23 protein-coding genes are annotated in these 23,755 nt (G+C 71.7%); 18 read left to right on the forward strand and 5 right to left on the reverse strand.

Features of this window, described 5'->3' with window-relative positions; all coding sequences use genetic code 11:
- The first annotated feature begins 446 nt into the window (after window positions 1-446).
- Genes rplM through glmM form a run of 3 tightly spaced genes read left to right on the forward strand, consistent with a single transcriptional unit; the run spans window position 447 to window position 2,813 of the window.
- Window positions 447-893 carry a 50S ribosomal protein L13 gene (rplM, locus tag ABIC61_RS03615; protein WP_022906970.1) on the forward strand — a complete coding sequence of 149 codons (447 nt, stop codon included), beginning with the start codon at window positions 447-449 and terminating at the stop codon, window positions 891-893.
- A 38-nt stretch (window positions 894-931) separates the two neighbouring features.
- Window positions 932-1,417 (forward strand): 30S ribosomal protein S9, encoded by a 486-nt coding sequence (gene rpsI, locus ABIC61_RS03620; RefSeq protein ID WP_144753283.1) that lies wholly within the window; start codon window positions 932-934, stop codon window positions 1,415-1,417.
- Between the two features lie 22 nt (window positions 1,418-1,439).
- Window positions 1,440-2,813: a phosphoglucosamine mutase gene (glmM, locus tag ABIC61_RS03625; RefSeq protein WP_144753280.1), complete on the forward strand. Its 1,374-nt coding sequence runs from the start codon at window positions 1,440-1,442 to the stop codon at window positions 2,811-2,813.
- A 116-nt stretch (window positions 2,814-2,929) separates the two neighbouring features.
- Here glmM and coaA read toward each other — a convergent pair whose 3' ends face one another.
- Together coaA and ABIC61_RS03635 are read right to left on the reverse strand one after the other, a co-directional pair.
- A complete protein-coding gene (gene coaA / locus ABIC61_RS03630) occupies window positions 2,930-3,874 on the reverse strand; it encodes a type I pantothenate kinase (RefSeq protein ID WP_354028846.1) in 945 nt (314 codons plus the stop codon).
- Between the two features lie 105 nt (window positions 3,875-3,979).
- The gene (locus tag ABIC61_RS03635; protein ID WP_354028847.1) at window positions 3,980-4,465 is read right to left on the reverse strand and encodes a glutathione peroxidase; all 486 of its coding nucleotides are present in this window, start codon (window positions 4,463-4,465) and stop codon (window positions 3,980-3,982) included.
- A gap of 70 nt (window positions 4,466-4,535) precedes the next feature.
- Between ABIC61_RS03635 and glmS the strand changes: the two genes are divergently transcribed.
- The 5 genes from glmS to tsaE all read left to right on the forward strand — a co-directional run bounded on the left by glmS (window position 4,536) and on the right by tsaE (window position 9,682).
- The gene (gene glmS, locus ABIC61_RS03640) at window positions 4,536-6,383 is read left to right on the forward strand and encodes a glutamine--fructose-6-phosphate transaminase (isomerizing) (RefSeq protein WP_354028848.1); all 1,848 of its coding nucleotides are present in this window, start codon (window positions 4,536-4,538) and stop codon (window positions 6,381-6,383) included.
- A 7-nt stretch (window positions 6,384-6,390) separates the two neighbouring features.
- Window positions 6,391-6,771, forward strand: coding sequence for a holo-ACP synthase (locus tag ABIC61_RS03645; protein ID WP_354028849.1), 381 nt, complete (start codon window positions 6,391-6,393; stop codon window positions 6,769-6,771).
- A gap of 144 nt (window positions 6,772-6,915) precedes the next feature.
- Window positions 6,916-8,019, forward strand: coding sequence for an alanine racemase (gene alr / locus ABIC61_RS03650; RefSeq protein WP_354028850.1), 1,104 nt, complete (start codon window positions 6,916-6,918; stop codon window positions 8,017-8,019).
- Window positions 8,016-9,176, forward strand: a complete 1,161-nt coding sequence (gene alr / locus ABIC61_RS03655; protein ID WP_354028851.1) for an alanine racemase — start codon at window positions 8,016-8,018, stop codon at window positions 9,174-9,176. Before alr (ABIC61_RS03650) ends, alr (ABIC61_RS03655) begins: the two co-directional genes overlap by 4 nt.
- Window positions 9,173-9,682 (forward strand): tRNA (adenosine(37)-N6)-threonylcarbamoyltransferase complex ATPase subunit type 1 TsaE, encoded by a 510-nt coding sequence (tsaE, locus tag ABIC61_RS03660; RefSeq protein ID WP_354028852.1) that lies wholly within the window; start codon window positions 9,173-9,175, stop codon window positions 9,680-9,682. Before alr (ABIC61_RS03655) ends, tsaE begins: the two co-directional genes overlap by 4 nt.
- Before the next feature lie 3 nt (window positions 9,683-9,685).
- Here tsaE and ABIC61_RS03665 read toward each other — a convergent pair whose 3' ends face one another.
- Entirely contained in the window at window positions 9,686-10,423 is a 738-nt protein-coding gene (locus tag ABIC61_RS03665) for an SDR family NAD(P)-dependent oxidoreductase (protein WP_354028853.1), read from the reverse strand.
- A 142-nt stretch (window positions 10,424-10,565) separates the two neighbouring features.
- Between ABIC61_RS03665 and ABIC61_RS03670 the strand changes: the two genes are divergently transcribed.
- From ABIC61_RS03670 to ABIC61_RS03705, 8 genes are all read left to right on the forward strand, one after another.
- Entirely contained in the window at window positions 10,566-11,999 is a 1,434-nt protein-coding gene (locus ABIC61_RS03670; protein WP_354028854.1) for a 3' terminal RNA ribose 2'-O-methyltransferase Hen1, read from the forward strand.
- On the forward strand, window positions 11,996-14,641 hold the full coding sequence (locus ABIC61_RS03675; RefSeq protein ID WP_354028855.1) for a polynucleotide kinase-phosphatase: 2,646 nt from the start codon (window positions 11,996-11,998) through the stop codon (window positions 14,639-14,641). Before ABIC61_RS03670 ends, ABIC61_RS03675 begins: the two co-directional genes overlap by 4 nt.
- Window positions 14,642-14,721: 80 nt before the next feature.
- A complete protein-coding gene (locus ABIC61_RS03680; RefSeq protein WP_260852631.1) occupies window positions 14,722-15,315 on the forward strand; it encodes an RNA polymerase sigma factor in 594 nt (197 codons plus the stop codon).
- Window positions 15,312-16,004: a hypothetical protein gene (locus ABIC61_RS03685; RefSeq protein ID WP_354028856.1), complete on the forward strand. Its 693-nt coding sequence runs from the start codon at window positions 15,312-15,314 to the stop codon at window positions 16,002-16,004. Before ABIC61_RS03680 ends, ABIC61_RS03685 begins: the two co-directional genes overlap by 4 nt.
- Before the next feature lie 76 nt (window positions 16,005-16,080).
- Window positions 16,081-16,716: a tRNA (adenosine(37)-N6)-threonylcarbamoyltransferase complex dimerization subunit type 1 TsaB gene (gene tsaB, locus ABIC61_RS03690; protein ID WP_354028857.1), complete on the forward strand. Its 636-nt coding sequence runs from the start codon at window positions 16,081-16,083 to the stop codon at window positions 16,714-16,716.
- Complete coding sequence (gene rimI, locus ABIC61_RS03695) at window positions 16,713-17,273, forward strand: ribosomal protein S18-alanine N-acetyltransferase (RefSeq protein ID WP_354028858.1); 561 nt, start codon at window positions 16,713-16,715, stop codon at window positions 17,271-17,273. The genes tsaB and rimI overlap by 4 nt, the downstream gene beginning before the upstream one ends.
- Complete coding sequence (gene tsaD / locus ABIC61_RS03700; RefSeq protein WP_354028859.1) at window positions 17,260-18,315, forward strand: tRNA (adenosine(37)-N6)-threonylcarbamoyltransferase complex transferase subunit TsaD; 1,056 nt, start codon at window positions 17,260-17,262, stop codon at window positions 18,313-18,315. The genes rimI and tsaD overlap by 14 nt, the downstream gene beginning before the upstream one ends.
- A gap of 111 nt (window positions 18,316-18,426) precedes the next feature.
- Window positions 18,427-19,149, forward strand: a complete 723-nt coding sequence (locus tag ABIC61_RS03705) for a DUF4190 domain-containing protein (protein WP_354028860.1) — start codon at window positions 18,427-18,429, stop codon at window positions 19,147-19,149.
- 123 nt (window positions 19,150-19,272) lie between these two features.
- Here ABIC61_RS03705 and ABIC61_RS03710 read toward each other — a convergent pair whose 3' ends face one another.
- Window positions 19,273-20,496 (reverse strand): class I SAM-dependent methyltransferase, encoded by a 1,224-nt coding sequence (locus tag ABIC61_RS03710; RefSeq protein ID WP_354028861.1) that lies wholly within the window; start codon window positions 20,494-20,496, stop codon window positions 19,273-19,275.
- A 163-nt stretch (window positions 20,497-20,659) separates the two neighbouring features.
- Here ABIC61_RS03710 and groES point away from each other — a divergent pair, with 163 nt between their 5' ends.
- Both groES and rarD read left to right on the forward strand, forming a co-directional pair.
- Complete coding sequence (groES, locus tag ABIC61_RS03715; protein WP_071292506.1) at window positions 20,660-20,956, forward strand: co-chaperone GroES; 297 nt, start codon at window positions 20,660-20,662, stop codon at window positions 20,954-20,956.
- Window positions 20,957-21,177: 221 nt separating this feature from the next.
- Window positions 21,178-22,140, forward strand: a complete 963-nt coding sequence (gene rarD / locus ABIC61_RS03720) for an EamA family transporter RarD (protein ID WP_354028862.1) — start codon at window positions 21,178-21,180, stop codon at window positions 22,138-22,140.
- A 106-nt stretch (window positions 22,141-22,246) separates the two neighbouring features.
- Here rarD and ABIC61_RS03725 read toward each other — a convergent pair whose 3' ends face one another.
- Entirely contained in the window at window positions 22,247-23,578 is a 1,332-nt protein-coding gene (locus ABIC61_RS03725; RefSeq protein WP_144753228.1) for an ABC transporter substrate-binding protein, read from the reverse strand.
- Between the last annotated feature and the right edge of the window lie 177 nt (window positions 23,579-23,755).

The raw sequence follows: 23,755 nt of genomic DNA on the forward strand, positions 1-23,755 counted from the left end.
TCTGCTTGTGACAGTTTTTGGTGGGTTTGGTGGTGCTTCACCCAATTTCCCTGCTCCCAAAGCGGGGCCGGGCCCCCCCCCCCCCGCCGGGGGGGGGGGGGGGGCCCCGCGCCCCCCCCGCCTCCAGTCCGTCACTGCGTGCGTTCCGACCCATCGCGCGTGACCTGGAAAGCAGAATCGCGCATGGGAGGCAGGAACGTCCTGCCTCCCATGCGCGGAACAGCCTCCCACGAGCGGAACGGCCTCCTACGCGCGGAACAGCCCCCACGCGGCCCCGTTCGACAACCGGACCTGCGTCGGGTAGGCTCTCACCTTGGTCTGCGCGCTCTGTGCGCCGGACAGTCAGATGAGCCCTCCACCGGGCCGTTCACACGGGTTCTCCCACGTGAACACCCACCGGAGCGGGATTCACGGACTCCTCACCTCGACACGAAAGCAGCACCACTGTGACTCGTACGTTCTCCCCGAAGCCGGCAGACGTCCAGCACGACTGGATCGTCATCGACGCGACCGACGTCGTCCTCGGCCGCCTCGCCACCCACGCCGCGGCGCTTCTGCGCGGCAAGCACAAGGCCACCTTCGCCCAGCACATGGACATGGGTGACTACGTCATCATCGTGAACGCGGACAAGGTCGCCCTGACCGGTTCGAAGCTCGCGAAGAAGGTCTACTACCGCCACTCGGGTTACCCGGGCGGCCTCACGGCGACCTCCTACCCGGAGATGCTCGAGAAGCACCCGACCCGCGCCGTCGAGAAGGCGATCCGCGGCATGCTCCCGAAGAACACCCTCGGTCGTGAGCAGCTCAAGAAGCTGAAGGTCTACGCCGGCGCGGAGCACCCGCACTCGGCGCAGCAGCCCAAGGCGTACACCTTCGACCAGGTCGCACAGTAGTTCCGGCCACGACGACTTCCAAGGACTAGGTAAAACTCATGGCTCAGATCGCTGACTCCCTCGACCAGACCCCGGAGAGCTTCACCACGGAGAGCGCACCCGCCGCTGCCGAGGCTGCTCCCCGTCAGATCCTCAACGTCTCCGGCGGTGCCGTCGGGCGCCGCAAGGAGGCCATCGCGCGCGTCCGTCTCGTGCCGGGCTCCGGCTCGTTCACGGTGAACGGCCGCACGCTCGAGGACTACTTCCCGAACAAGCTGCACCAGCAGCTCATCAACGACCCGTTCAAGGTCCTCGAGCTCCTCGGCTCGTACGACGTCGTCGCCCGCATCACCGGTGGCGGCCCCTCGGGTCAGGCCGGCGCACTCCGCCTCGCCATCGCCCGCACGCTGAACGAGATCGACCGCGAGAACAACCGCGCGACCCTCAAGAAGGCCGGGTTCCTCACCCGCGACGCGCGCGTCATCGAGCGCAAGAAGGCCGGTCTCAAGAAGGCCCGCAAGGCTTCGCAGTTCTCGAAGCGCTAGTCGTCACCGGCTGAAGATCGCAATGCCGCGTCTGTTCGGTACCGACGGGGTTCGTGGTCTCGCCAACGGCGAGCTGACGGCCGCGCTCGCACTGGGTCTTGCCCAGGCGAGCGCGGCCGTCCTCACACACGGACACCATGCGGACGCCCGTCGGGCGTCCGGTCGACCGCGCCCCCGCGCGGTCCTGGCGCGCGACCCGCGCGTCTCCGGTGAGTTCCTCGGTGCCGCTGTCGCGGCCGGGCTCGCCTCCGCCGGCGTCGACGTGCTCGACGCCGGGGTCATCCCCACTCCCGCAGCGGCGTTCCTCGTCGCGGACATCGACGCCGACTTCGGCGTGATGATCTCCGCGTCGCACAACCCCGCGCCGGACAACGGGATCAAGTTCTTCGCAGCGGGCGGCCGCAAGCTCCCCGACGAGGTCGAGGACCGCATCGAAGCGGCCATGCACGACCACTCCGCACCGACCCCCACGGGCGCCGAGGTCGGTCGCATCACCCGCTTCGCCGACGCCGAGGACCGTTACGTCGTCCACCTGCTCGGTACGCTGCCGCACCGGCTCGACGGTCTGCACGTCGTGCTCGACTGCGCGAACGGTGCTGCCGCCGGGGTCTCGCCCGAGGTGTTCGTGAACGCCGGGGCGAAGGTCACGCTGATCGGGGCCGACCCGGACGGCATGAACATCAACGACGGTGTCGGGTCCACCCACATCGACAACCTGGCCCGTGCGGTGCTGTCGCACGGTGCGGACGTCGGCATCGCGCACGACGGCGACGCGGACCGCTGCCTCGCGGTCGACGCCGCCGGCAACGCGATCGACGGCGACCAGATCATGGCGATCCTGGCGCTGTCGCTCAAGGAGCGCGGACACCTCGTGTCGGACACACTCGTCGCGACGGTGATGTCGAACCTCGGACTGATCCGGGCGATGGCGGACGCCGGCATCGCGGTGGAGCAGACCGCGGTGGGTGACCGCTACGTCCTCGAGAAGATGAACGAGGGCGGGTTCTCCCTCGGCGGTGAGCAGTCCGGCCACGTGATCTTCAACGAGTACGCGACCACGGGCGACGGCATCCTCACGGGGCTGCACCTCGTCGCCGAGATGGCGCGCACGGGCAAGTCGCTGCAGGAGCTCGCCTCGTGCATGACGGTGTTCCCGCAGGTGCTCCTCAACGTGCGCGGCGTCGATCGGCACGGGCTGGCCGACCAGGGCGTGCAGGACGCGGTCGCCGCCGCCTCCGCTGCGCTCGGTGACACCGGCCGGGTGCTGCTGCGTCCGTCCGGGACCGAGCCCGTCGTCCGTGTGATGGTCGAGGCCGCCTCGCAGGAGGACGCCCAGCGCATCGCCGACGAGCTCGCCGCCGTGGTGCAGGAGCGTCTGGCGCTCGACGCCGCGTAGGGCGTCGGCGTCCGCCGCACCGACGCGCGCTACGCGCCCCGCTACGAACATTGCGCCCCGTTGCAACGGGGCGCGATGTTCATTCCGGGGCGCAATGCCTCGGCGGCCCGCCCCGTTCAGATCTTGCGGAGCAGCACCGACGACACCTTGTGGTCCGCCGCCTTCTTCAACACGAGGGTCGCCCGGGAGCGCGTCGGCAGCACGTTCTCGAGCAGGTTCGGTTCGTTGATCGCGCGCCACACCTGGGTCGCCGTGTCGATCGCGTCCGAACGCGACAGGCTCGCGAACCGGTGGAAGAACGAGTCCGGGCTCGAGAACGCCTCTTCCTGCAGGGCCAGGAACCGGTCGACGTACCAGGCCTCGATGTCCTTGGTCTTGGCGTCGACGTAGATCGTGAAGTCGAACAGGTCGGACAGCGCGAGTCGCCCGTGCACCGGTGGCGCGAGCACGTTGAGGCCCTCGACGATGAGGATGTCCGGCTGTCGCACGACGATCTCGGCGTCCGGCACGATGTCGTAGACCAGGTGCGAGTAGTACGGCGCCCGGACCTCGGTCGCGCCGCTCTTCACCTGGCTCACGAACCGCAGCAGGGACCGGCGGTCGTAGGACTCCGGGAAGCCCTTCCGGTCCATGATCCCGCGGCGCTCGAGCTCGGCGTTCGGGTACAGGAACCCGTCGGTGGTGACGAGTTCCACGCGCGGGGTGTCCGGCCAGCGCTTCGTGAGCTCGCGGAGCAGTCGCGCGACGGTCGACTTCCCGACGGCGACGGACCCGGCGACTCCGATCACGAACGGCGTGCGTCCGGCTCGGTCACCGAGGAACGCCGAGGTCGACGCGTGCAGGTTCCGGGCCCCGGCGGCGTACAGCGTCAGCAGGCGCGACAGCGGGAGGTAGACCTCCTGCACCTCCTGCATGTCCAACCGGTCGCCGAGCCCGCGCAGCTGCACGACCTCGGTCTCGGTGAGGGACAGGTGCTCCTTCGGAGCGAGCTGCGACCACTCGTGCCGCGGGATCTCCACGAAGGGGGTCGGGTGCGCGACGGTGGTCTCCGGGATCGGCATGGGAACGAGCGTACAGACGGGAGGCGCAGATCACGTGAGCCGACCGGCCCACGTGATCCGGGCCTCCCGTCCAGTGCTCGGGGTGCGTCCGCAGGACGCGGCGCGTCAGGCGGGCAGGGCCGCCTCGATCGCGGCGATCACCTGCGGTGCGTCCGGCTTCGTGGTCGGCCGGAAGCGCGTGACCGTGCCGTCCGGCGCGACCAGGAACTTCTCGAAGTTCCACGTGACGCGGCCGGCCTTGCCCTCGGCGTCCGGGGTCTCCTTGAGGGCCTGGTAGAGCGGGTGGGCGCTCTTGCCGTTCACCTTGACCTTCTCGGACATCGGGAAGGTGACGCCCCACGTGGTGGAGCAGTACTCGTCGATGGCCTCGGAGCTGCCGAGCTCCTGCAGGAACTGGTTGCTCGGGAACCCGAGCACGGTGAAGCCGCGCGGGCCGTACTCCTTCTGGAGCGCCTCGAGCTGCTCGTACTGCGGGGCGAGGCCGCACCGCGAGGCGACGTTCACCACGAGCACCGCCTTGTCCGCGTAGGCCCCGAAGGTGGTGTCCTCGCCGTGCAGTGTCGTGATCGCGATGTCATCGAACCGTCCCATGTCCCAAACGTTATCCCCAGCCCTGCTGCTTCGCAGGGTCGGTGTCCAGGCAGACCGTAGGATCGGTGCCATGTGTGGAATCGTCGGCTACGTCGGCAGCAACAGCAGCCAGGACGTGCTCCTCGGTGGTCTCCGTCGGCTCGAGTACCGCGGCTACGACTCGGCGGGCATCGCCGTCGTCGACGGCTCGCACGAGCTGGCCTCGGCGAAGAAGGCCGGCAAGCTCCAGGCCCTCGTCGACGAGCTCGAGTCGCACCCGATCGCCGACGGCGGCACGGGCATCGGACACACCCGCTGGGCGACCCACGGCGGGCCGACCGACGGCAACGCGCACCCGCACCTGGCGGACGGCGGCAAGCTCGCCCTCATCCACAACGGCATCATCGAGAACTTCTCCGAGCTCCGCGCCGAGCTGCAGGCCGAGGGCGTCGAGTTCCTCAGCGAGACCGACTCCGAGGTCGCCGCGCACCTCGTCGCGCGGTCCTTCCGCGAGACCGGTGACCTGACCGGCGCCATGCAGCAGGCCGTGCAGCGGCTCGAGGGTGCGTTCACGCTCCTCGTCGTGCACGCCGACCAGCCCGGCGTCGTCGTCGGCGCCCGTCGCAACTCCCCGCTGGTGGTCGGCCTCGGCGACGGCGAGAACTTCATGGGCTCGGACGTCGCCGCGTTCGTCGCGTTCACGCAGCGTGCCCTCGCCATCGGGCAGGACGAGATCGCCACGATCCGCCCCGACCGTGTCGACGTCATCCACTTCGACGGCACCCCTGCGACGCCGTCCGAGTTCGAGGTGAACTGGGACGCCTCCGCCGCCGACAAGGGCGGCTGGAGCTCCTTCATGGCGAAGGAGATCAGCGAGGAGCCCGAGGCCGTCGCGAAGACGATCCTCGGTCGCGTGCACGACGGCGCCGTGACGCTGACCGACCTCGACCCGATCGCCGAGCGCCTGGCGACGGTCGACCGCGTCATCGTGATCGCCTGCGGCACCGCCGCGTACGCCGGCATCCTCGGCAAGTACGCCATCGAGCAGTGGGCCCGCATCCCGGTCGAGGTCGAGCTCGCCCACGAGTTCCGCTACCGCGACCCCGTGCTGAACGACCGCACGCTCGTCGTCTCGATCAGCCAGTCCGGCGAGACCATGGACACGCTCATGGCCGTCAAGTACGCGCGTGAGCAGGGCGCCCAGGTCCTCTCGATCTGCAACACCCAGGGCGCGACGATCCCGCGCGAGTCCGACGCGGTGATCTACACGCACGCCGGGCCCGAGGTCGCCGTCGCGTCGACGAAGGCCTTCATCGCCCAGGGTGTCGCGTTGTACCTGCTCGGGCTGCACCTGGCCACCCTCCGGGGCACGCTGACGGCCGAGCAGATCGCGGAGCAGGTCGCCGAGCTCGAGGGGCTCGCGCCGAAGCTGCAGCAGACCATCGACGACGCGTCCGGCATCAAGGACCTCGCTCGCTGGATGGCCGACACCCGCAGCGTCCTGTTCCTCGGTCGGCACGTCGGGTACCCGATCGCGCTCGAGGGCGCGCTGAAGCTCAAGGAGCTCGCGTACATCCACGCCGAGGGCTTCGCCGCCGGTGAGCTCAAGCACGGTCCGATCGCGCTCATCGAGCCCGGGCAGATCGTCTTCGTGATCGTGCCGTCCCCGCGTGACCCGCGGTCGCTGCACCCGAAGGTCGTCTCGAACATCCAGGAGATCCGCGCCCGCGGTGCCCGGGTGATCGCGATCGCCGAAGAGGGCGACGCCGCCGTGCTGCCCTTCGCCGACGAGGTCCTGCGCATCCCGCTCGCGACGCCGCTGTTCGAGCCGCTGCTCGCGGTCGCGCCGCTGCACATGTTCGGCATGGAACTCGCCGCGGCCAAGGGCCTCGACGTGGACCAGCCGCGCAACCTCGCGAAGTCGGTCACCGTCGAGTAGTCGCACGATGATCATCGGCATCGGGGTCGACGTGGTCGACCTGGAGCGGTTCGAGCGGGTGCTCGACCGGACGCCGGCGATGCGCGCGCGGTTGTTCACCCCGTCGGAGCTCCTCCGCGACGGGGAGCCCCGACCGATCGCGTCCCTCGCCGCCCGGTTCGCGGCGAAGGAAGCGCTGATCAAGGCCTTCGGGTCGAGTGCGGGGCTGAGCTGGCAGGACCTCGAGGTCGTCTCCGACGACCAGCGGAACCCGTCGCTCACGCTGCGCCAGGGGGCGCAGCGTGTGGCGGAATCGCGGGGTGTCGGGTCGGTGCACCTCTCGCTCTCGCACGACGGAGGGATCGCGACGGCGTTCGTGGTCCTGGAAGGAACAGGGGAACAGACGTGAGTGCGTTCACCGGCATCACGGTCGACCGACCGGCGACGGTTCTGTCGCTGATCGCCAAGGGGGTCGCGTCGTGAGTGCGTTCACCGGCATCACGGTCGACCGGCCGGCGACGGTTCTGTCGCTGATCGCCAAGGGGGTCGCGTCGTGAGTGCGTTCACCGGCATCACGGTCGACCGGGCGGCACTGATCGCCAACTACGGTCGGGTCGCCGAACAGGTGGCCCCGTCCGGCGTCATCGCGGTCGTCAAGGCCAACGGGTACGGGCACGGCGCAGCAGAGGCAGCGCAGGCCTTCGTGGACGCCGGCGCGGAGTGGCTCGGCGTCGCGGACATCGACGAGGCGGTCGCGCTGCGCCAGGCGGGCATCGACGAGGGCGTCCGGATCCTCGCGTGGCTGCACGCCCCCGACGAGGACTTCCGTCGCGCGGCCCGGTACGGCATCACCCCGGCGGTGTCGAGCGTGTCGCAGCTCGCCGCGGCTGCCGACTCGGAGGTCCCGGCGGTGCACATCTGCGTCGACACGGGCCTGAGCCGCAACGGCGCGGTCGAGTCCGAGTGGGCGGAGCTCTTCGCGACCGCCGGGCGTCTGGCCCGCAGCGGGAACCGCACCCGTGTCGAGGGACTCATGTCGCACCTGGCGAACGCCTCCCGCGCGGACGACCTCGACCAGGACGCCGCACTCCAGCGGGCGCTCGACGGCCTCGCCGCGAACGGCATCGTGCCCGACATGGTGCACCTCGCCGCCAGCGCCGCGGGTCTCGCCGTCCCGGAGACCCGCCGTGACGTCGCCCGGGTCGGTCTCGCGCTGTACGGCCTCAGCCCCTTCGCCGACCGCACCTCGGCCGACCTCGGTCTCCGCCCGGCGATGCGGGTGACGGCAGCGGTGCTCCGGACGGTGCCGGTCCGGGCCGGCGAGGGCGTCAGCTACGGCTACACCTGGCGTGCCGAGACGGACACGCGGCTCGCGGTCATCGGCCTCGGCTACGCGGACGGCTTCGACCGCGACTTCGGCAACCGCGTCTCGGTCCGCATCGGTGACCGGACGTTCCCGGTCGTCGGGCGTGTGGCCATGAACGCGATGCACGTCGACATCGGTGACGCCGACGTGCAGGTCGGCGACGAGGCCGTGCTCTGGGGCGACCCGGCGAACGGCGACCCCGCGGTCGAGGACTGGGCGGCGGCCGTCGGCACGATCAACTACGAGGTGGTCGCCCGGGTCGGCCGCAGCGTGGAACGGAGGACGACGTGAACGCGCCGCTGCGCCGGGCCGAGATCGACCTCGACGCCTACCGCGCCAACCTCGACCTGGTCCGCGAGTGGATGGACCCCGTCGAGCTCATGGCGATCATGAAGGCCGACGCGTACGGGCACGGCCTCGAACCGATCGCGCTCGCCGCGGTCGACGCCGGCATCCGGTGGATCGGTGTGCTGACGGTCCCCGCGGCCCTGCGGCTGCGGTCGATCGGTGTCAGCGAGGACGTGCACCTCTTCACGTGGCAGCACGACCCCGCCCTAGACTTCCGCGACGCGATCGACTCGGCGGTCGACCTCGGGGTCTCGAACGTGCCGGAGCTGCAGCGCGTCATCGACGCCGTCGACCAGCGACCCGCGCGCGTGCACCTCGGGTTCGACTCCGGGCTGCACCGCGACGGGGCGACCCCGGAGACCTGGCCGGCGCTCGTGTCGCTCGCGCTGGACGCACAGCGCGCTGGCCGCATCGAGGTCGTCGCCGCCTACACGCACCTGGCGGAGTCGTCGGACCAGGACGACACCGACGCCGTGGCGCTCTTCGACGCCGCCGTCGAGCAGGCCGACGACCTCGGGCTCGACATCCCGACGGAGCACGTCGCGGCGTCGCTCGCCGGGCTCGAGCGCAAGGAGTTCCGCAAGGACATGGTCCGCATGGGCGCGAACCTGTTCGGCATCCCCGGTGCCGACGGGGTCTCCGCCGCCGACCTGGGCCTCGAGCCCGTCATGACCCTCACCGCCTCCGTCGCGAAGACCAAGCGGGTGCCCGTCGACACCGGCGTCTCGTACGACTACACGTACCGGACGACCACCGAGACGACCCTGGCGCTCGTGCCGGTCGGGTACGCCGACGGGGTGCCGCGGCTCGCCCAGGGCCGGATCGAGGTCGCCATCGCCGGCAAGCGGTACCCGATCGCGGGTCGTGTGGCGATGGACCAGTTCCTGGTGGACGTCGGCGACGACGACGTCCGGACCGGTGACGCCGTCGTACTGTTCGGCACGGGGGAGCACGACGAGATGACCGTCCTGGAGTGGGGCGAGGCGCTCGGCACCATCGGCGAGGAGATCGTCTGCCGCATCGGCGCCCGTGTCCCGCGGGAGTACCAGGGCCACAGCGTCGAGGGGCACGTCGCGGAGTACCTCCGGGGCGAGCGGTGACCGACGCCCGCCTCCTGCTCGACACCGCCGTCGCGAAGACCGACGAGATGGGCGCTCTCGGTGCCCGGCTCGCCGCGGTCCTGCGTGCCGGGGACCTCGTCGTGCTGACCGGTCCGCTCGGCGCCGGCAAGACCACGCTCACCCGGGGCCTTGGCGCCGCGCTGGGCGCTCGGGGACAGGTGTCCAGCCCGACGTTCGTGCTCGCTCGCACCCACCCGACCACGTCCGGCCCCGACCTCGTGCACGTCGACGCGTACCGACTGTCCGACCCCGTGGAGCTCGACGACCTCGACCTCGACTGGGACGCCTCGATCGTCGTGGTGGAGTGGGGCCGCGGCTTCGTCGACGGCATCTCCGACAGCGTGCTCGACGTCGAGATCGTCCGCGCGACCGGTGCCGACCCGGATGCTCCGGAGGACGACGCCGACCCGGACGACGTCCCCGACGAGCCCCGTCGGGTGATCGTCACCGCCACCGGACCGCGGTGGTCCGACGCGGTCCTCTGACGGTCACATCCGCCAGTCCCGGCCCACCGCTTCGCCCTCGCGGAAGAGCAGCCCGGTCGGCCCATCGGCGGGGAGGGTCGCTGCCCACGCCACCCACTTCGCGCTCTCGATCGCCGGGACGTCCTCGGGGTCGACCCCGAACTCCGGATGCGAGGCGACCTGCGCCGGGTCGACCGCGTTGACGAGGACGTCCGTGCCCGTGAAGGCGCCGGCGAGGGTCCTGGAGAGCACGTTCAGGGTGTGCTTCGCGAACGCGTGCGCCGGCGGGAAGACGGTCGGTCCGGCGGCTTCGACGAGGCACCACACCGCACTGGACACGTTGACGACGCGGCCGGCCGGCGAGGCCACGAGGAGCGGTCGGAACGCCTGCACGAGCGCCAGCGGGGCGACGACGTCGATCTCCAGCCCGAGCCGGACGGCGTCGACGTCCGCGTCGAGCAGTGAACGGACGTCCATGTCGGGCATGGTGCTCGCGTTGTTCACGAGCACGTCGAGCCGTCCGTGCTCGGCTGCGACCGTGGCGGCGAGGTCGGAGAACGACGCCGTGTCCGTGAGGTCGAGGAGTGCGGCGGACGCCGAGCCTCCGTCCGCCCGGATCTCGGCGGCGCGGGCCTCGGCCTGTGCGCGGTCGCGCGCCGTGACGACGACGTGGTGGTCCTGCTCCGCGAGCAGCCTCGCGGTCGCGAAGCCGAGCCCGAGCTCCCGTCCGGCGCCGGTGACGAGTGCGGTCTTCTGTGTCATGGGACGTCCTCCTGTTCGGATGCCTCGATCGTCCCGCGAGCCCCTCACTCGGCACTGACGTCCCGCTGACACGGCATAGGATCGTCCTCCGGTCGACCGCCGGCCGGTGGACAGCGCCGGAGGACGACCGACGGAGGTCCACGTGCTCGTGACGCTCTCGACCCGGGGCGAGGCCGCCCCTGACCTCTCCCACCTGCTGCACAAGCACCCCGGCCGGGCGCAGTCCTTCGACCTCAGCGTCGGGACCGCGCACGTCTTCTACCCCGCGGACACCGCCGAGGTCTGCACCGCCGCGCTCCTGCTGGAGATCGACGCCGTCGCCCTCGCCCGGAGCAAGCGGTACGGCGCGGACGCGCAGGCGCTGTCCCGCTACGTGAACGACCGGCCGTACGTGTCGACGTCGATGCTCGCGCTCGCGATCGGGCAGGTGTTCCGGAGCGCGATGGCCGGCAAGAGCGAGTCGCGGGCGGAGCGTGCCGCCGCACCGATGGACCTCGACGTCGCCCTGACGAGCGTGCCGAGCGAACCGGATGCGCACGGTGTCGGCCTGGCCACCCGACTGTTCGCTCCGCTCGGATGGGCGGTCGAGGAGACCCGCCGCCCGCTCGACGACACCCGCCCGGAGTGGGGCGACGCCCGGACCGTGGGGCTGCGCCTCCGGGGGAGTGTCCGACTGGCCGATGCGCTCCGGCAGCTCACGGTGCTGTTGCCGGTGCTCGACGACGCGAAGCACTACTGGGTCGGGGACGACGAGGTCGGCAAGCTCCTCCGCCGGGGCGAGGGGTGGCTGGCCGAGCACCCGCTCCGGGACCTCATCACCACGCGGTCGCTGGCGCACCAGCGCTCCCTGGTCGAGGACGCGACGAGCCGCCTGCTCGGGCTCGACGAGACGAGCGCTGCGACCGCGGACGGCGCAGCTGCGACCTCGGACAGGACGGAGGCAGCCGCCGAGACCCCGCTCCACCGTCGCCGCGCCGCCGCCGTCCTCACCGCGCTCGCCGACACGGGTGCCAGCACCGTGGCGGACGTCGGCTGCGGCGAGGGCGCGCTCCTCCGGCACCTGGTGGCCGACCGCACGTTCACGACGGTCATCGGCACCGACGTCGCACCGCGTGAGCTCGAGCGGGCCGAGCGCCGCCTGCACCTCGACGAGGCGAGCGACGAGCAGCGGGCACGGGTCCGGCTGCTGCAGTCCTCGGTGACCTACTCCGACGACCGCATCGCCGGGCTGGACGCGATCGTGCTCATGGAGGTCGTCGAGCACGTGGACCCCGAGCGGCTGCCGGCCCTCGAGACGTCGGTCTTCGCCGCGGCTCGCCCGGCGGCGGTGGTGGTGACGACCCCGAACGCGGAGCACAACGTCCGGTTCGAACGGCTCGCCGCCGGGCGGTTCCGGCACTCGGACCACCGGTTCGAGTGGACCCGCGACGAGTTCCGGGCCTGGGCCACCGCGGTCGGCGACCGGCACGGGTACACGACCGAGTTCCGCCTCGTCGGCGACGACGACCCCGAGGTCGGTCCGCCCACCCAGCTCGCACTGTTCCGCCGCCTGCGCGGCTCGGAGGACGCCGCATGAACGACCGCACCAGCAGCACCGACCTGACCATCCCGGAGATGTCCCTCGTGCTCCTCGTCGGCACGAGCGGCTCCGGCAAGTCGACGTTCGCCGCGCAGCACTTCGGTCCCTACGAGACGCTGTCGAGCGACGTGTTCCGCGGGCTCGTCTCGAACGACGAGGACGACCAGTCGGCGACCGCGGCGGCGTTCGACGCGCTGAAGCACGTCGCAGCACTCCGGCTCCGGAAGGGACTCCTCACCGTGGTGGACGCGACCAACGTCCAGCCCGAGGCACGTCGGGACTTCGTCCGGCTGGCCCGGGACCACGACGTCCTGCCGGTCGCGATCGTGCTCGACGTCCCGGAGTCGGTGTGCGTCGCGCGCAACGCCGCCCGGCCCGGACGGGACTTCGGGGCCGCGGTGGTCCGTCGGCAGCAGGGCCAGCTCCGACGCGGGCTGAAGGGCCTCGGCAAGGAGGGCTTCCGTCGTGTGCACGTCCTCCGTGGCGAGGACGAGATCGGCGCGGCGACGATCGTCCGGCAGCCCCTCCTCAACGACCGAAAGGGTGAGCACGGCCCGTTCGACGTCGTCGGCGACGTGCACGGCTGCCGGTCCGAGCTCGAGTCGCTGCTCGGCCGGCTCGGCTGGTCCCTGGTCCGCGACGAACTCGCTCGTCCGGTCGACGCCGTGCACCCCGACGGCCGTCGGGCGCTGTTCCTCGGCGACCTGGTCGACCGCGGACCGGACACCCCCGGCGTCCTCCGGCTCGTGATGGGCATGGTGCGGAACGGGCACGCGCTCGCCGTCCCGGGCAACCACGAGGACAAGCTCGTCCGCGCCCTGGACGGCCGCAAGGTGCAGACGTCGCACGGTCTCGCCGAGACCCTCGCCCAACTGGCCGCCGAGCCCGAGGAGTTCCGCACCGAGGTCCGGGAGTTCTGCCGCTCGCTCGTCGGGCACCTGGTGCTCGACGACGGTGCCCTCGTCGTCGCGCACGCCGGCATGACGGAGCAGTACCAGGGCCGGGCGTCCGGACGGGTGCGGTCGTTCGCGCTGTACGGCGACACCACCGGCGAGAGCGACGAGTACGGCCTGCCGGTCCGGTTGCCGTGGGCGGACTCCTACCGGGGGTCGGCGATGGTCCTCTACGGGCACACGCCGACCGTCGACACCGAGTGGATCAACGGCACGATGTGCCTCGACACCGGGTGCGTGTTCGGCGGGAAGCTCTCCGCACTCCGGTACCCGGAACGCGAGGTCGTGCAGGTGGTCGCCGAGCGCGTGCACTACGAGCCGGCCAAGCCGCTCGAGCCGCTGCGCGGCCCGGCCACGTCGTCGACGGACGGCGACGTGGCGCAGGCGGGTCGCGCCTCCAGTCCGGTCCAGCAGACGGACGGGAGGCGCGGTGCCGGTCCGTCACCACGTCGCGTCCCCGGCGTCCTCCCCATCGAGGACGTGACCGGCAAGCAGATCGTGGAGACCCGGCACCACGGCCGGATCGGGATCCGCGCCGAGAACGCGGCGGGCGCGCTCGAGGTGATGAGCCGCTTCGCGATCGACCCGCGCTGGCTGCCGTACCTCCCGCCGACGATGAGCCCGGTGGCGACGAGCGCGCTCCCCGATCACCTGGAGCACCCTGCCGAGGCGTTCGCGTACTACCGCGGTCAGGGCGTGCCACAGGTCCGGATGGAGGAGAAGCACATGGGCTCCCGGGCCTCGGTGCTCCTCGCCAGGGACCCGGCACGGTTCGACGCGCCGGCCGGCTGGCACGGCATCGCGTACACCCGCACCGGGCGCTCGTTCTTCGACGAGGCGACCTCCGCCACGTTCACCGGACGGCTGTCCGACGCGTTCGAGCGCGCCGGACTGTGGGCCGAGCTCGGCAGCGACTGGGTCCTGCTCGACGGCGAGGTGCTGCCGTGGGCGGTGAAGGCCGAGGGCATGATCCGTGACTGGTACGCCGAGGTCGGCGCTGCCGCGGCCGGGGCGTTCCCGAGCGCGATCGCGGCGCTGGAGTCCGCCCGCGACGCCGGCGTCGACGTGTCCGCGTTGCTCGACCGGACCCGGCGGCGGTCGGACGACGCCGAGGCGTACGTCGCCTCGTACCGGCGCTACGCGACCCCGGCCACGGGCATCGACGACGTGCGGTTCGCCCCGTTCCAGGTGCTCGCTGCGGAGGGTCGCACGTTCGCCGACCGTCCGCAAGGGTGGCACCTGGACGTGGCCGACCGGCTCGCGGCGACCGCGCCCGACGTCGTCCGGGCAACGCGGTCGGTGCTCGTCGACGTCGACGACGAGGCGAGCCGGGCAGCAGGGACGGACTGGTGGCAGGAGCTCACGGGCGCCGGCGGCGAAGGCGCGGTCGTGAAGCCCGAGGGGAACCTGACCCGCGGGCCGAAGGGGCTCGTGCAGCCGGGCGTGAAGGTCCGCGGGCGGGAGTACCTGCGGATCATCTACGGGCCGGAGTACACCGAGCCCGGGAACCTGGCGCGGCTGCGGGACCGCGACCTCGGACACAAGCGGTCGATGGCGCTGCGCGAGTACGCCCTCGGCCTGGAGTCGCTCGAGCGCTTCGTGGCGGGCGAGCCGCTGTGGCGCGTGCACCAGCCGGTGTTCGGTGTGCTGGCGATGGAGTCGGAGCCGGTGGATCCGCGCCTCTGACACTCGCGAGCACCCCGATGGAACCGATCTGCCCCGACCGGACACCAACTGGGAAAGGGACCGGAACGGGGAAGCAGACGGTGGACGACGAAGGACTGTGGCACGCAGCGCGGAACGGTGACCCGCGCGCGTACGAGCAGGTGTACGAACGACACCGCGACCGGGTGTTCGGACAGGCCGCACGCCTGTTGCGCTCCCGGATCGAAGCGGAGGACGTCACCGCGCTGGTGTTCCTCGAAGCCTGGCGCCGCCGCGCGGACGTCCGGGTCGTCGACGGGTCGGTGCTGCCCTGGCTGCTGGTGACCACGAACAACGTCGTCCGGAACGTGGCACGGGCGGCCCGTCGTCACCGTGCGGCGATGGACCGCATCGCGTCGCTCGCCCCGGTCCGCGCCGAGGCCGAGGAAGCCTTCGACGACGTCGACTCCGGCCCAGAACGGTCGGCGGTGCGTCGGGCGCTCGCCTCGCTCCGTACGCCGGACCGCGACGTCCTGGTCCTCTGCGTCGTCGGCGAGCTGCCGATGGAGGCCGCCGCTGCCGCGCTCGGCGTACCCGTCGGCACCGTGAAGTCCCGACTCTCCCGGGCGAAGCGCCGGCTCGCCGAACAGCTCAGCGGACCCTCCGGCAGCACCGATCCACTCGCCGGCCTCACGTCGAAGGAGGAAGCACGATGAACGACGTCCGGTTCGACCCGCAGCGAGACGCCGCGATCCGCGCGGTCCTCCGCGACGAGGTCACAGCATCCCGCACCGGGGGCTCCCTCCGTCGGCTCCGCATCGTCGTCGCGATCGTGGTGGCCGGGCTGCTCGCACTGGGTGGTGGCGGGTACGCGCTCGCCGCCGCGCACCCCGAGTTGTTCGGCTCGAGCGCCGCTGGTCCCGATGCCCCGAGCAGCGCCCCGGCGCCGGCGTCGTCCGGTCCGGTGGGGTCGCCGATCGTCCCCACCGAGGAACCGACGGCTCCCCGCTCGACCCCGCCCGCGGTCGCACCGTCGCCGAGCCCGCTGCCGGTGGCCGCCGTGCCGCTCATCGTGACACCGACCGACGGCACGACCAGTCCCGGCGGCGCGATCACGATCTCCGGCACCGGGACGCCCGGATCGCACGTGTACCTGACGGAGTACTGCACGCTCGCGCCGCCGGCCTGCACCGTGCCCGAGGAACTCGGTCAGCCGGGGCAGCCGCAGATCGTCGTCGGTGCGGACGGGCGCTGGAGCACCACCACGTCGATCGTGCCGCCGCAGACGCTGACGTTCCGCCTCGCCGCCAGCGCCGCGTTCGTCAGCGCGGACGGATCCACCGTCGGCACGGGCTCCGGCTCGTCGCCGGAGCGCCGCTTCACCGTGACCGGATCGGCGGGATGAGCCCTCGGGCGGGAGCGGTCGTGGGGGGCGCTCCCGCCCGGGGCGAGGAGGGCGACGACACGCCTACGATGGACGGGTGCTGCTCGCCATCGACACCTCCGCCGGGACCTCCGTGGCCGTCGTCGACCCGACCACCGGCCAGGCGCGCGCGACGCGGAGCACCGAGGACAGCCGCCGTCACGCCGAGGTGATCGGCCCGTTCCTCGCCGAGGTCCTCGACGAGGCCGGCATCACCGGAGCGGACGTCTCCGGCGTCGTCGCCGGCATGGGTCCGGGCCCCTTCACCGGCCTCCGCGTCGGCATCGCCGCCGCCCGCACCTTCGCCGCGGCACGCGGCGTCCCGTTCCTCCCCCTCGTCAGCCACGACGCCGTCGCCGCCGACCAGCGTGCATCCGGCCGGGACGGCGCGTTCGTCGTCCTGACGGACGCCCGCCGGCGCGAGGTCTACTGGAGCGTGTACGACCAGACCGGCACGCGCGTCGCGGGTCCGGGACTCGCGAAGCCGGACGACCTCGACGAGGCAATCCGTGCCTCCAGGCCGGACGCCGTGGGCTGGGACCGCGTGACCGTCGCGTCCATCCCGGCCTGGAGGCTCGGCGCGCTCGCCGCGGACCGGCTCGCCTCCGGCACGCCCTTCGCCCAGGACACGCCCCTCTACCTCCGCGACCCCGACGTGACCGTGCCGGGTGCGCCGAAGCGGGTGAAGCAGTGACCCTGCCCGACGGGCTGCGCCTGCGGCGCGCCCACCCGCAGGACCTCGACGACGTGATGTGGTTGGAGCACACGTCGTTCCCGACGGATGCCTGGTCGGCGTCGCAGATGTCCGGCGAGCTGTACTCGCCACACGGGTACTACGTCGTGGTCGAGACCACCGAGGGCGGTGCGCCGACGATCGTCGGCTACGCGGGGCTCTCCTCGCTCGCGGGCAACCCCGTCGCCGACGTCCAGACCATCGCGGTCGCGGCCGAGCAGCGCGGGAAGGGCATCGGCCGGGTGCTCTTCACCGAGCTCCTCGACGAGGCCCGACGGCGCGGCGTGCAGGAGGTCTTCCTCGAGGTCCGTGCGGACAACCCCGTCGCCCAGGCGATGTACACCGCGTTCGGGTTCGAGCGGATCGCCGTGCGCCCGCGGTACTACCAGCCGGACGGGGTCGACGCGTGGGTGATGCGGGCATCGCTGACCCCGGCACCCAGCGGCCCGGCACCCAGCGGCCCGGCACCCAGCGGCCCGGGACCGATCGGACAGGAGACCCTCGATGACCGCAGCTGAACCCCTCGTGCTCGGCATCGAGACGAGCTGCGACGAGACGGGCGTCGGCATCGTGCGGGGGACCACCCTGCTCGCGAACGTCATCGCGTCGAGCATGGACGAGCACGCGCGCTACGGCGGGGTCGTGCCCGAGGTCGCCGCGCGGGCGCACCTCGAGGCGATGACCCCGACGCTGTCCGCCGCGCTCGAGCAGGCCGGTGTCACCCTCGACGAACTCGACGCCGTCGCGGTCACCGCCGGCCCGGGCCTCGCCGGTGCGCTCATGGTCGGAGTCGGTGCCGCGAAGGCGCTCGCCGTGGCGACGGGCAAGCCGCTGTACGGGGTGAACCACCTGGTCGGGCACGTCGGTGCCGACGTCCTGCGGTCCGACGGCTCCGAGATCGAGCTGCCGACGGTGGCGCTCCTCGTGTCGGGTGGCCACACGTCCCTGCTGCTCGTGCGCGACCTGGTGGGCGACGTCGAGCTCCTCGGCGAGACCATCGACGACGCGGCGGGCGAGGCGTTCGACAAGGTCGCACGGTTGCTCGGGCTGCCGTACCCGGGCGGTCCGCAGATCGACCGGGCGGCGGCGGACGGCGACCCGACCGCGATCCGGTTCCCCCGCGGGCTCACCCTGCCGAAGGACATGGCCGCGCACCGCTACGACTTCTCGTTCTCCGGGCTGAAGACCGCCGTGGCGCGGTGGGTCGAGCGCTGCCGCGACGAGGGGCGCGAGGTCCCCGTGGCCGACGTCGCCGCGAGCTTCCGGGAGGCCGTGGTCGACGTGCTCCTGACGAAGGCCCTGAACGCCTGCGCGGACACCGGGGTCGACCGGCTGCTGCTCGGCGGTGGCGTGGTGGCGAACGCCCGGCTGCGTGCCGTGGCCGAGGAACGCTGCGCGGCGGCCGGGGTCGCGCTCCGGATCCCGCCGTTCGACCTCTGCACCGACAACGGGGCGATGATCGCGGCGGTCGGTGCCCGGCTCGTCGCCGAGGGCCACGGACCGAGCGACCTCGGGATCGCGGCGGACTCGACGTTGCCGGTGACGACCGTCCAGGTCTGAGGCGGCAGCGCGTCTGGCCGCGTCGGGCAGCGCGCGGGTTCGGGATCTGCCCCGGCGTGTGTGGGAGGATTCACAGGGCACCGACGACCGAGGTGCCGAGAGGGGTGGACGGTGTCCGATCAGAACCAGTGGCCGAAGCCGGGCGAATCGACGCCGGACGGTGGGGCCTCCGCGAACCAGCCGGCTCCCGAGCAGGGCGCGCCGTCGAGTGCCGCGCAGCCCGAGTTCGGCCAGCCGCAGCAGTACGGGGCTTCTGCTCCCGAGGGCTCTGCGGACGCACCGCAGAACCCGTACGCCGCGCCGAGCAACCCGTACGCAGCGCCGGGTCAGCAGGGCCAGCCGGGACAGCAGGGGCAGCCAGGCTACGGCGCCCCGCAGAACCCGTACGCGGCGCCGCAGAACCCCTACGCGGCCCCACAGAACCCGTACGCCGCTCCGCAGCAGCCGAACCAGAACCCGTACGGCGCTCCGCAGGGATCGAACCCGTACGCCGCCCCGGCCTACGCGCCCGGCGGCTACCAGCCCTACGCGCAGCGTCCGAAGACGAACGTGCTCGCGATCCTGTCGATCGTCTTCGCCTTCGGCGGCATCATCATCTGGCCGCTCGTGATCCTCACGAGCCCGGCCGGCGCGATCATGGGACACATCGCCCTCGGCAAGATCAAGCAGACGGGTGAGGGCGGACGAGGTCTGGCGCTCGCCGGGGTGATCGGCGGCTGGGTGCTCACCGGCCTGTTCATCCTGATCGTCGGGCTGTTCATCATCATCGGTGTGGCCGCGGGGTCGTCGAGCAACTACGACTACGGCTACGACTCGGGCGCCTTCATCGGCTGACCCGGACCGATCCGGTGTGGCCGGGTGGCATCGCCACCCGGCCATCGTCGTGTCCGGACCCGGTCAGCGCCCGGCCCTGACCACCGGACCCGGTCAGCGCCCGGCCCCGACCACCGGACCCGGTCAGCGCCCCGCGCCCGGCCCGGCCCCGTCGGTGAGCCGCTCGCACAGGATCGCGGTGTGTCGTCCCTCCAGGCGGGTGAGCACGAGCGTGACGCGACCGCGACCGCGTCCGCGCAACCGCAGCCGCTTCCGGAACTGCGCCGGGTCCACGTCGACGCCGCGCTTCTTGATCTCGACGGTGCCGATGTCGTCCGAGGCCAGTCGTGCGGCGAGCTGCTTGACGTCGAGCGGCAGCGTGTCGATGACCCGGAACCCCTGGGCGAACGGTGTCGCGACCGCCCGGTCCGAGGTGACGTACGCGATGCCGTCGGAGAGCATGCGGCCGTCGATCGACCGGGCGAAGTCGCCGATGAGCCGTGCTCGGATGACCGCGCCGTCGGGTTCGTAGAGGTACGCGCCGAGGGGTCCGACGGGCTCGTCATCGGCGTCGAACGCGCCCACGAGCTCCGCGATGCCGTGCGACCCGATGACGGTGGCTGCGCGACGGATGCCCGGCCGGGCGAGCGGGCCGAACCAGAGGGCGAGCTCGACGACCTCGCGGTCGACCGACGTCCACTGCGCCTCGGCGGTGTCGGGGATGAGTTCGCGGTCGACGCCCGGCCCGAGCTTCACGCCGGTCGGGGTCGTCGTGGCCGCTGCGAACACGGTGTCGAGCGACGGGGACCAGTCGTCCGGGTCGGCCAGTCGCTTCGTGTTCGTGTGCCCGGAGGTGCGCCGCGCCGGGTCCATCCAGACGCCGTCGACCCGCGACAGGTCGAACCCGGCCGCGTCGCCGAGTTCCACACGCGCACTCGGCCAGAGCGCGAGGTTGTGCGTCGCCACGGCCGCGGTCACCTCGTCGCGGTCGACCGCGGTGACCTCGAGGTCGAGCGCGGCCATCGCCATCGCGTCCCCGCCGATGCCGCACCCGAGGTCCGCGACCCGCGTCAGCCCGGCGGCGGCGAAGCGCCCGGCGTGCTGCGCGGCGACCTGCAGGCGGGTCGCCTGTTCGAGGCCGGCCTCGGTGAAGAGCATCCGCGCGGCGAAGTCCCCGAACTTCCCGCGGGCCTTCTGGCGCAGCTTGGCCTGCGTCAGGACCGCCGCCACGAGCCCGGGGTCGTGGCCCTCGGAGCGCAGTCGGGAGACGACCCGGACGATCTCACCACCGTCGGACACGGCCGGGGTACGGTCGAGCAGGGCCATCCCCTCGGGGGTCAGCAACTGGGCGAGATCGGCGGCTTCCACCCGACGATCCTCCCAGGTCGCCGTGAGCCCGGTCGGACGTTGGCACTCGGATTGACCGAGTGCCAACGACGCCCTAGAGTTGGGGCGGTTGGCACTCTCCTGTGCGTAGTGCCAACACGGTTTTCATCTGTACCGAGTCTGTACCGAGAAAGAAGAGGTCACCGTGGCCGTCAGCATCAAGCCGCTCGAGGATCGCATCGTCATCCGCCAGGTCGAGGCGGAGCAGACCACTGCTTCCGGTCTGGTCATCCCGGACACCGCGAAGGAGAAGCCCCAGGAGGGCGAGGTCGTCGCCGTGGGTCCGGGTCGTATCGACGACAACGGCAACCGCGTCCCGCTCGACGTCGCCGTGGGTGACAAGGTCATCTACTCGAAGTACGGCGGCACCGAGGTCAAGTACTCGGGCGAGGACCTCCTCGTCCTCTCGGCCCGCGACGTCCTCGCGGTCATCGAGCACTGAAGTAACGAGCACTGAGACAGCGTTCTCTGCTGCGAACGCCCCGTTCGGCTCCGGCCGGCGGGGCGTTCGTGCGTCTGCACGTCCGGTACGTGGTCGCGTTCCGTCGGCCTGGGCCCACGTCGCCGGTTCCGACGCGACGCGCCAGCGGCGTGGCGGCCGTGCCGATGGGGAGAGGCGCGGTGCGGCCCCGCAGCGTCGGTGCCCGTTCCTAGGATGGTTCCGTGAGTGAACCGACCCCGGCGCGCCCGGTCCGCAGCGAGGCATCCGTCGGCGTCGTGCAGGCGATCGTCGCGTACGGCCTCTGGGGGCTCATGCCCCTGCTCTTCGCGGCGATGGCCCCGGCAGGCGCGTTCGAGATCGTCGCCTGGCGGGTCGTCTTCGGCCTGGTCTTCTGCGCCGTGGCGATCGCAGTCACCCGGTCGTGGCTCCGGACCCGGTCCCTGATGGCCCAGCGCCGGGTGATGCTCGTGATGGCCCTGGCTGCGGTGCTCATCCTGGTGAACTGGACCGTGTACGTCGCGGCGACGACCACCGGCCACACGGTCGAGGCCGCGCTCGGCTACTTCATCAACCCGCTCGTCACGATCGCGCTCGGCGTGGTCGTGCTCCGCGAACGCCTCCGCCCGCTGCAGTGGACGGCCGTCGGGATCAGCGTCGTGGCGGTCGTCGTCATCGCGGTGGGCTACGGCCGCATGCCGTGGATCTCGCTCGCGCTGGCGTTCTCGTTCGGCCTGTACGGGCTCGTGAAGAAGCGCGTCGGCGGCACGGTGGACGCACTGTCCGGGCTGACGATCGAGACCGTGTGGCTGCTGCCGATCGCGGTCGTCGCGCTCGTGGTGCTCGGGGCGACGGGCCTCGGCGGCGGGGTGACGTTCACGAGCGAGGGCTGGGTGCACGTCGTCGTGACGGTGCTGACCGGGCCGGCGACGGCGGTGCCGCTCCTGCTGTTCGCGTCCTCTGCCCGTCGGGTGAGCCTGTCCACGCTCGGGCTGACGCAGTACCTCGCGCCGATCATGCAGCTGCTCGTCGGTGTCGTGGTGCAGCACGAGCCGATGTCCGGCGCCCGCTGGTTCGGCTTCGGGATCGTCTGGCTGGCCCTGGTCATCCTGACCGTCGATTCCTTCGCTGCCGCTCGGGCATCGAGGCGCCGGGCGCTGGCACCCACGGCGGCCGGCGCGGCCTGACGGCCCCGCACCGCGCCTCCAGGCCGTGCCTCTGTCGGTTCTGGACCCGCCAAAGCGACAGTCCCCCGCGGGAGTTCCGCGGGGGACTGTCGCTTTCGCAGTGGTGTTACTTCTTGACCGAGCCCTGGATGGCGCTCTGGTAGACGGGCTTGTTGTCGCCGTCGAACTTGTAGATGCCGATGTAGGCGCTCGACGGGTCGTTGTTGTCGTCGAACGGACCGATGCCCGACGGACCCGTGTAGTGGATGTCCTCACCCTTGTCGAGCAGGTCCTTGCAGTCCTTGAACGTCGAGCACTCGGTGCCGCCGTCGGCTCCGGACACCGCGGCCATGTTGGCCTGGATGGTGCCGGAGTCCGTACCCTTGCCCTTCACCGCGGCGAGGGCGGCGAGGACGGTGGCGTCGTAGGACTCCGCCGCGTACGAGTAGTCGGCGAGGTCCTTGCCCGACGACTTCTTGTAGTACGCCGCGAGCTGCGCCTTGAACTCGTCCTTCGGCGAAGCGCCGGGGATCGTGCCCTGTGCGCCGGTCAGCGTGCCCTTGTCGAAGTCCTTCGAGTAGTCCGCCGTGTTGCCGTCGGACATGTAGATCTTCGACATGTCGGCGTCCTGGGACTTCAGCTCCGGGATGATCGACTTCGTCTCGTCGAACGCGAGGACGACGATGGCGTCGGGCTTCGTGGCGAGCGCCGCGGTGACCTCGGACGAGAACGTCGTCTGGCCGGGCGGGAACTCCTGGCCCTTGCCCTTGCCGCCGTAGACCACGGATCCGCCCGAGTCCTCGACGGCCTTCTGCACGGTGTTGCGGAGGCCGGTGCCGTAGGTGTCGTTGAAGACCAGGAACGCGACCTTGGCGTTGCCGTCGCCCGTGACGAGCTGGCCGAGCGCCGAACCCTGCACCGAGTCCGGCGGAGCGGTCCGGTAGTAGTACGACGAGTAGCCCGAGAGGTCCGCCGCGGTGTTCGCGGGGGAGATCTCCACGATGCAGTTGCTCGTCAGCTGGTCGATGACGTTGAGCGTGACGCTGGAGGACTCGGCGCCGATCGCGACCGGGACCTTCGCGTTCACGAGCTTCGTGGCCGCGGAGCTCGACACGGTCATGTCGTTGCTGTCGCCGGAGTCGGTGGCGGGGTCGATCGTGACGTCCTTGTCGAGGACGCCGCCGGCGGCGTTGATGTCCTGCACCGCGAGTCCCACACCGGACTCGGCGGGCGGGTTGAGGTACGCCAGCGAACCGGTGAGCGGCAGGATGGTGCCGATCTTCAGCGCGTCGGTGCCGGGGGTGTCTGGGGCCTTGCAGCTCGCGGCGGGGTCCTTCTTCGCGCCGCTGGACGCGGAGTTGGACGGGGACGCGCTGCCGCTGGTGGAACAGGCGGCGAGCAGGAGCGCCGCCGCTCCGGCCACTGCCAGTGCCGTGGTGGCACGGGTGGTTCTGATCATCCGTGGTGCCCTTTCTCTTCGCGGAAGGCCCCGGCGCATCGGGTCGAGCGCGGCGTCCTCCACGTGGGATGTCGAGAAAGCTAGAGCGGATGTGTTTCGCCCGTGTGTCGATCATCCACCCCTGAGTGTTTCGTTACAGACCCGTGATGAATCTGAGCGGACGCACAAACGCCCCGC

The sequence above is a fragment of the Curtobacterium sp. 1544 genome (genome assembly GCF_040544915.1).
Classification (GTDB): domain Bacteria; phylum Actinomycetota; class Actinomycetes; order Actinomycetales; family Microbacteriaceae; genus Curtobacterium; species Curtobacterium pusillum_C.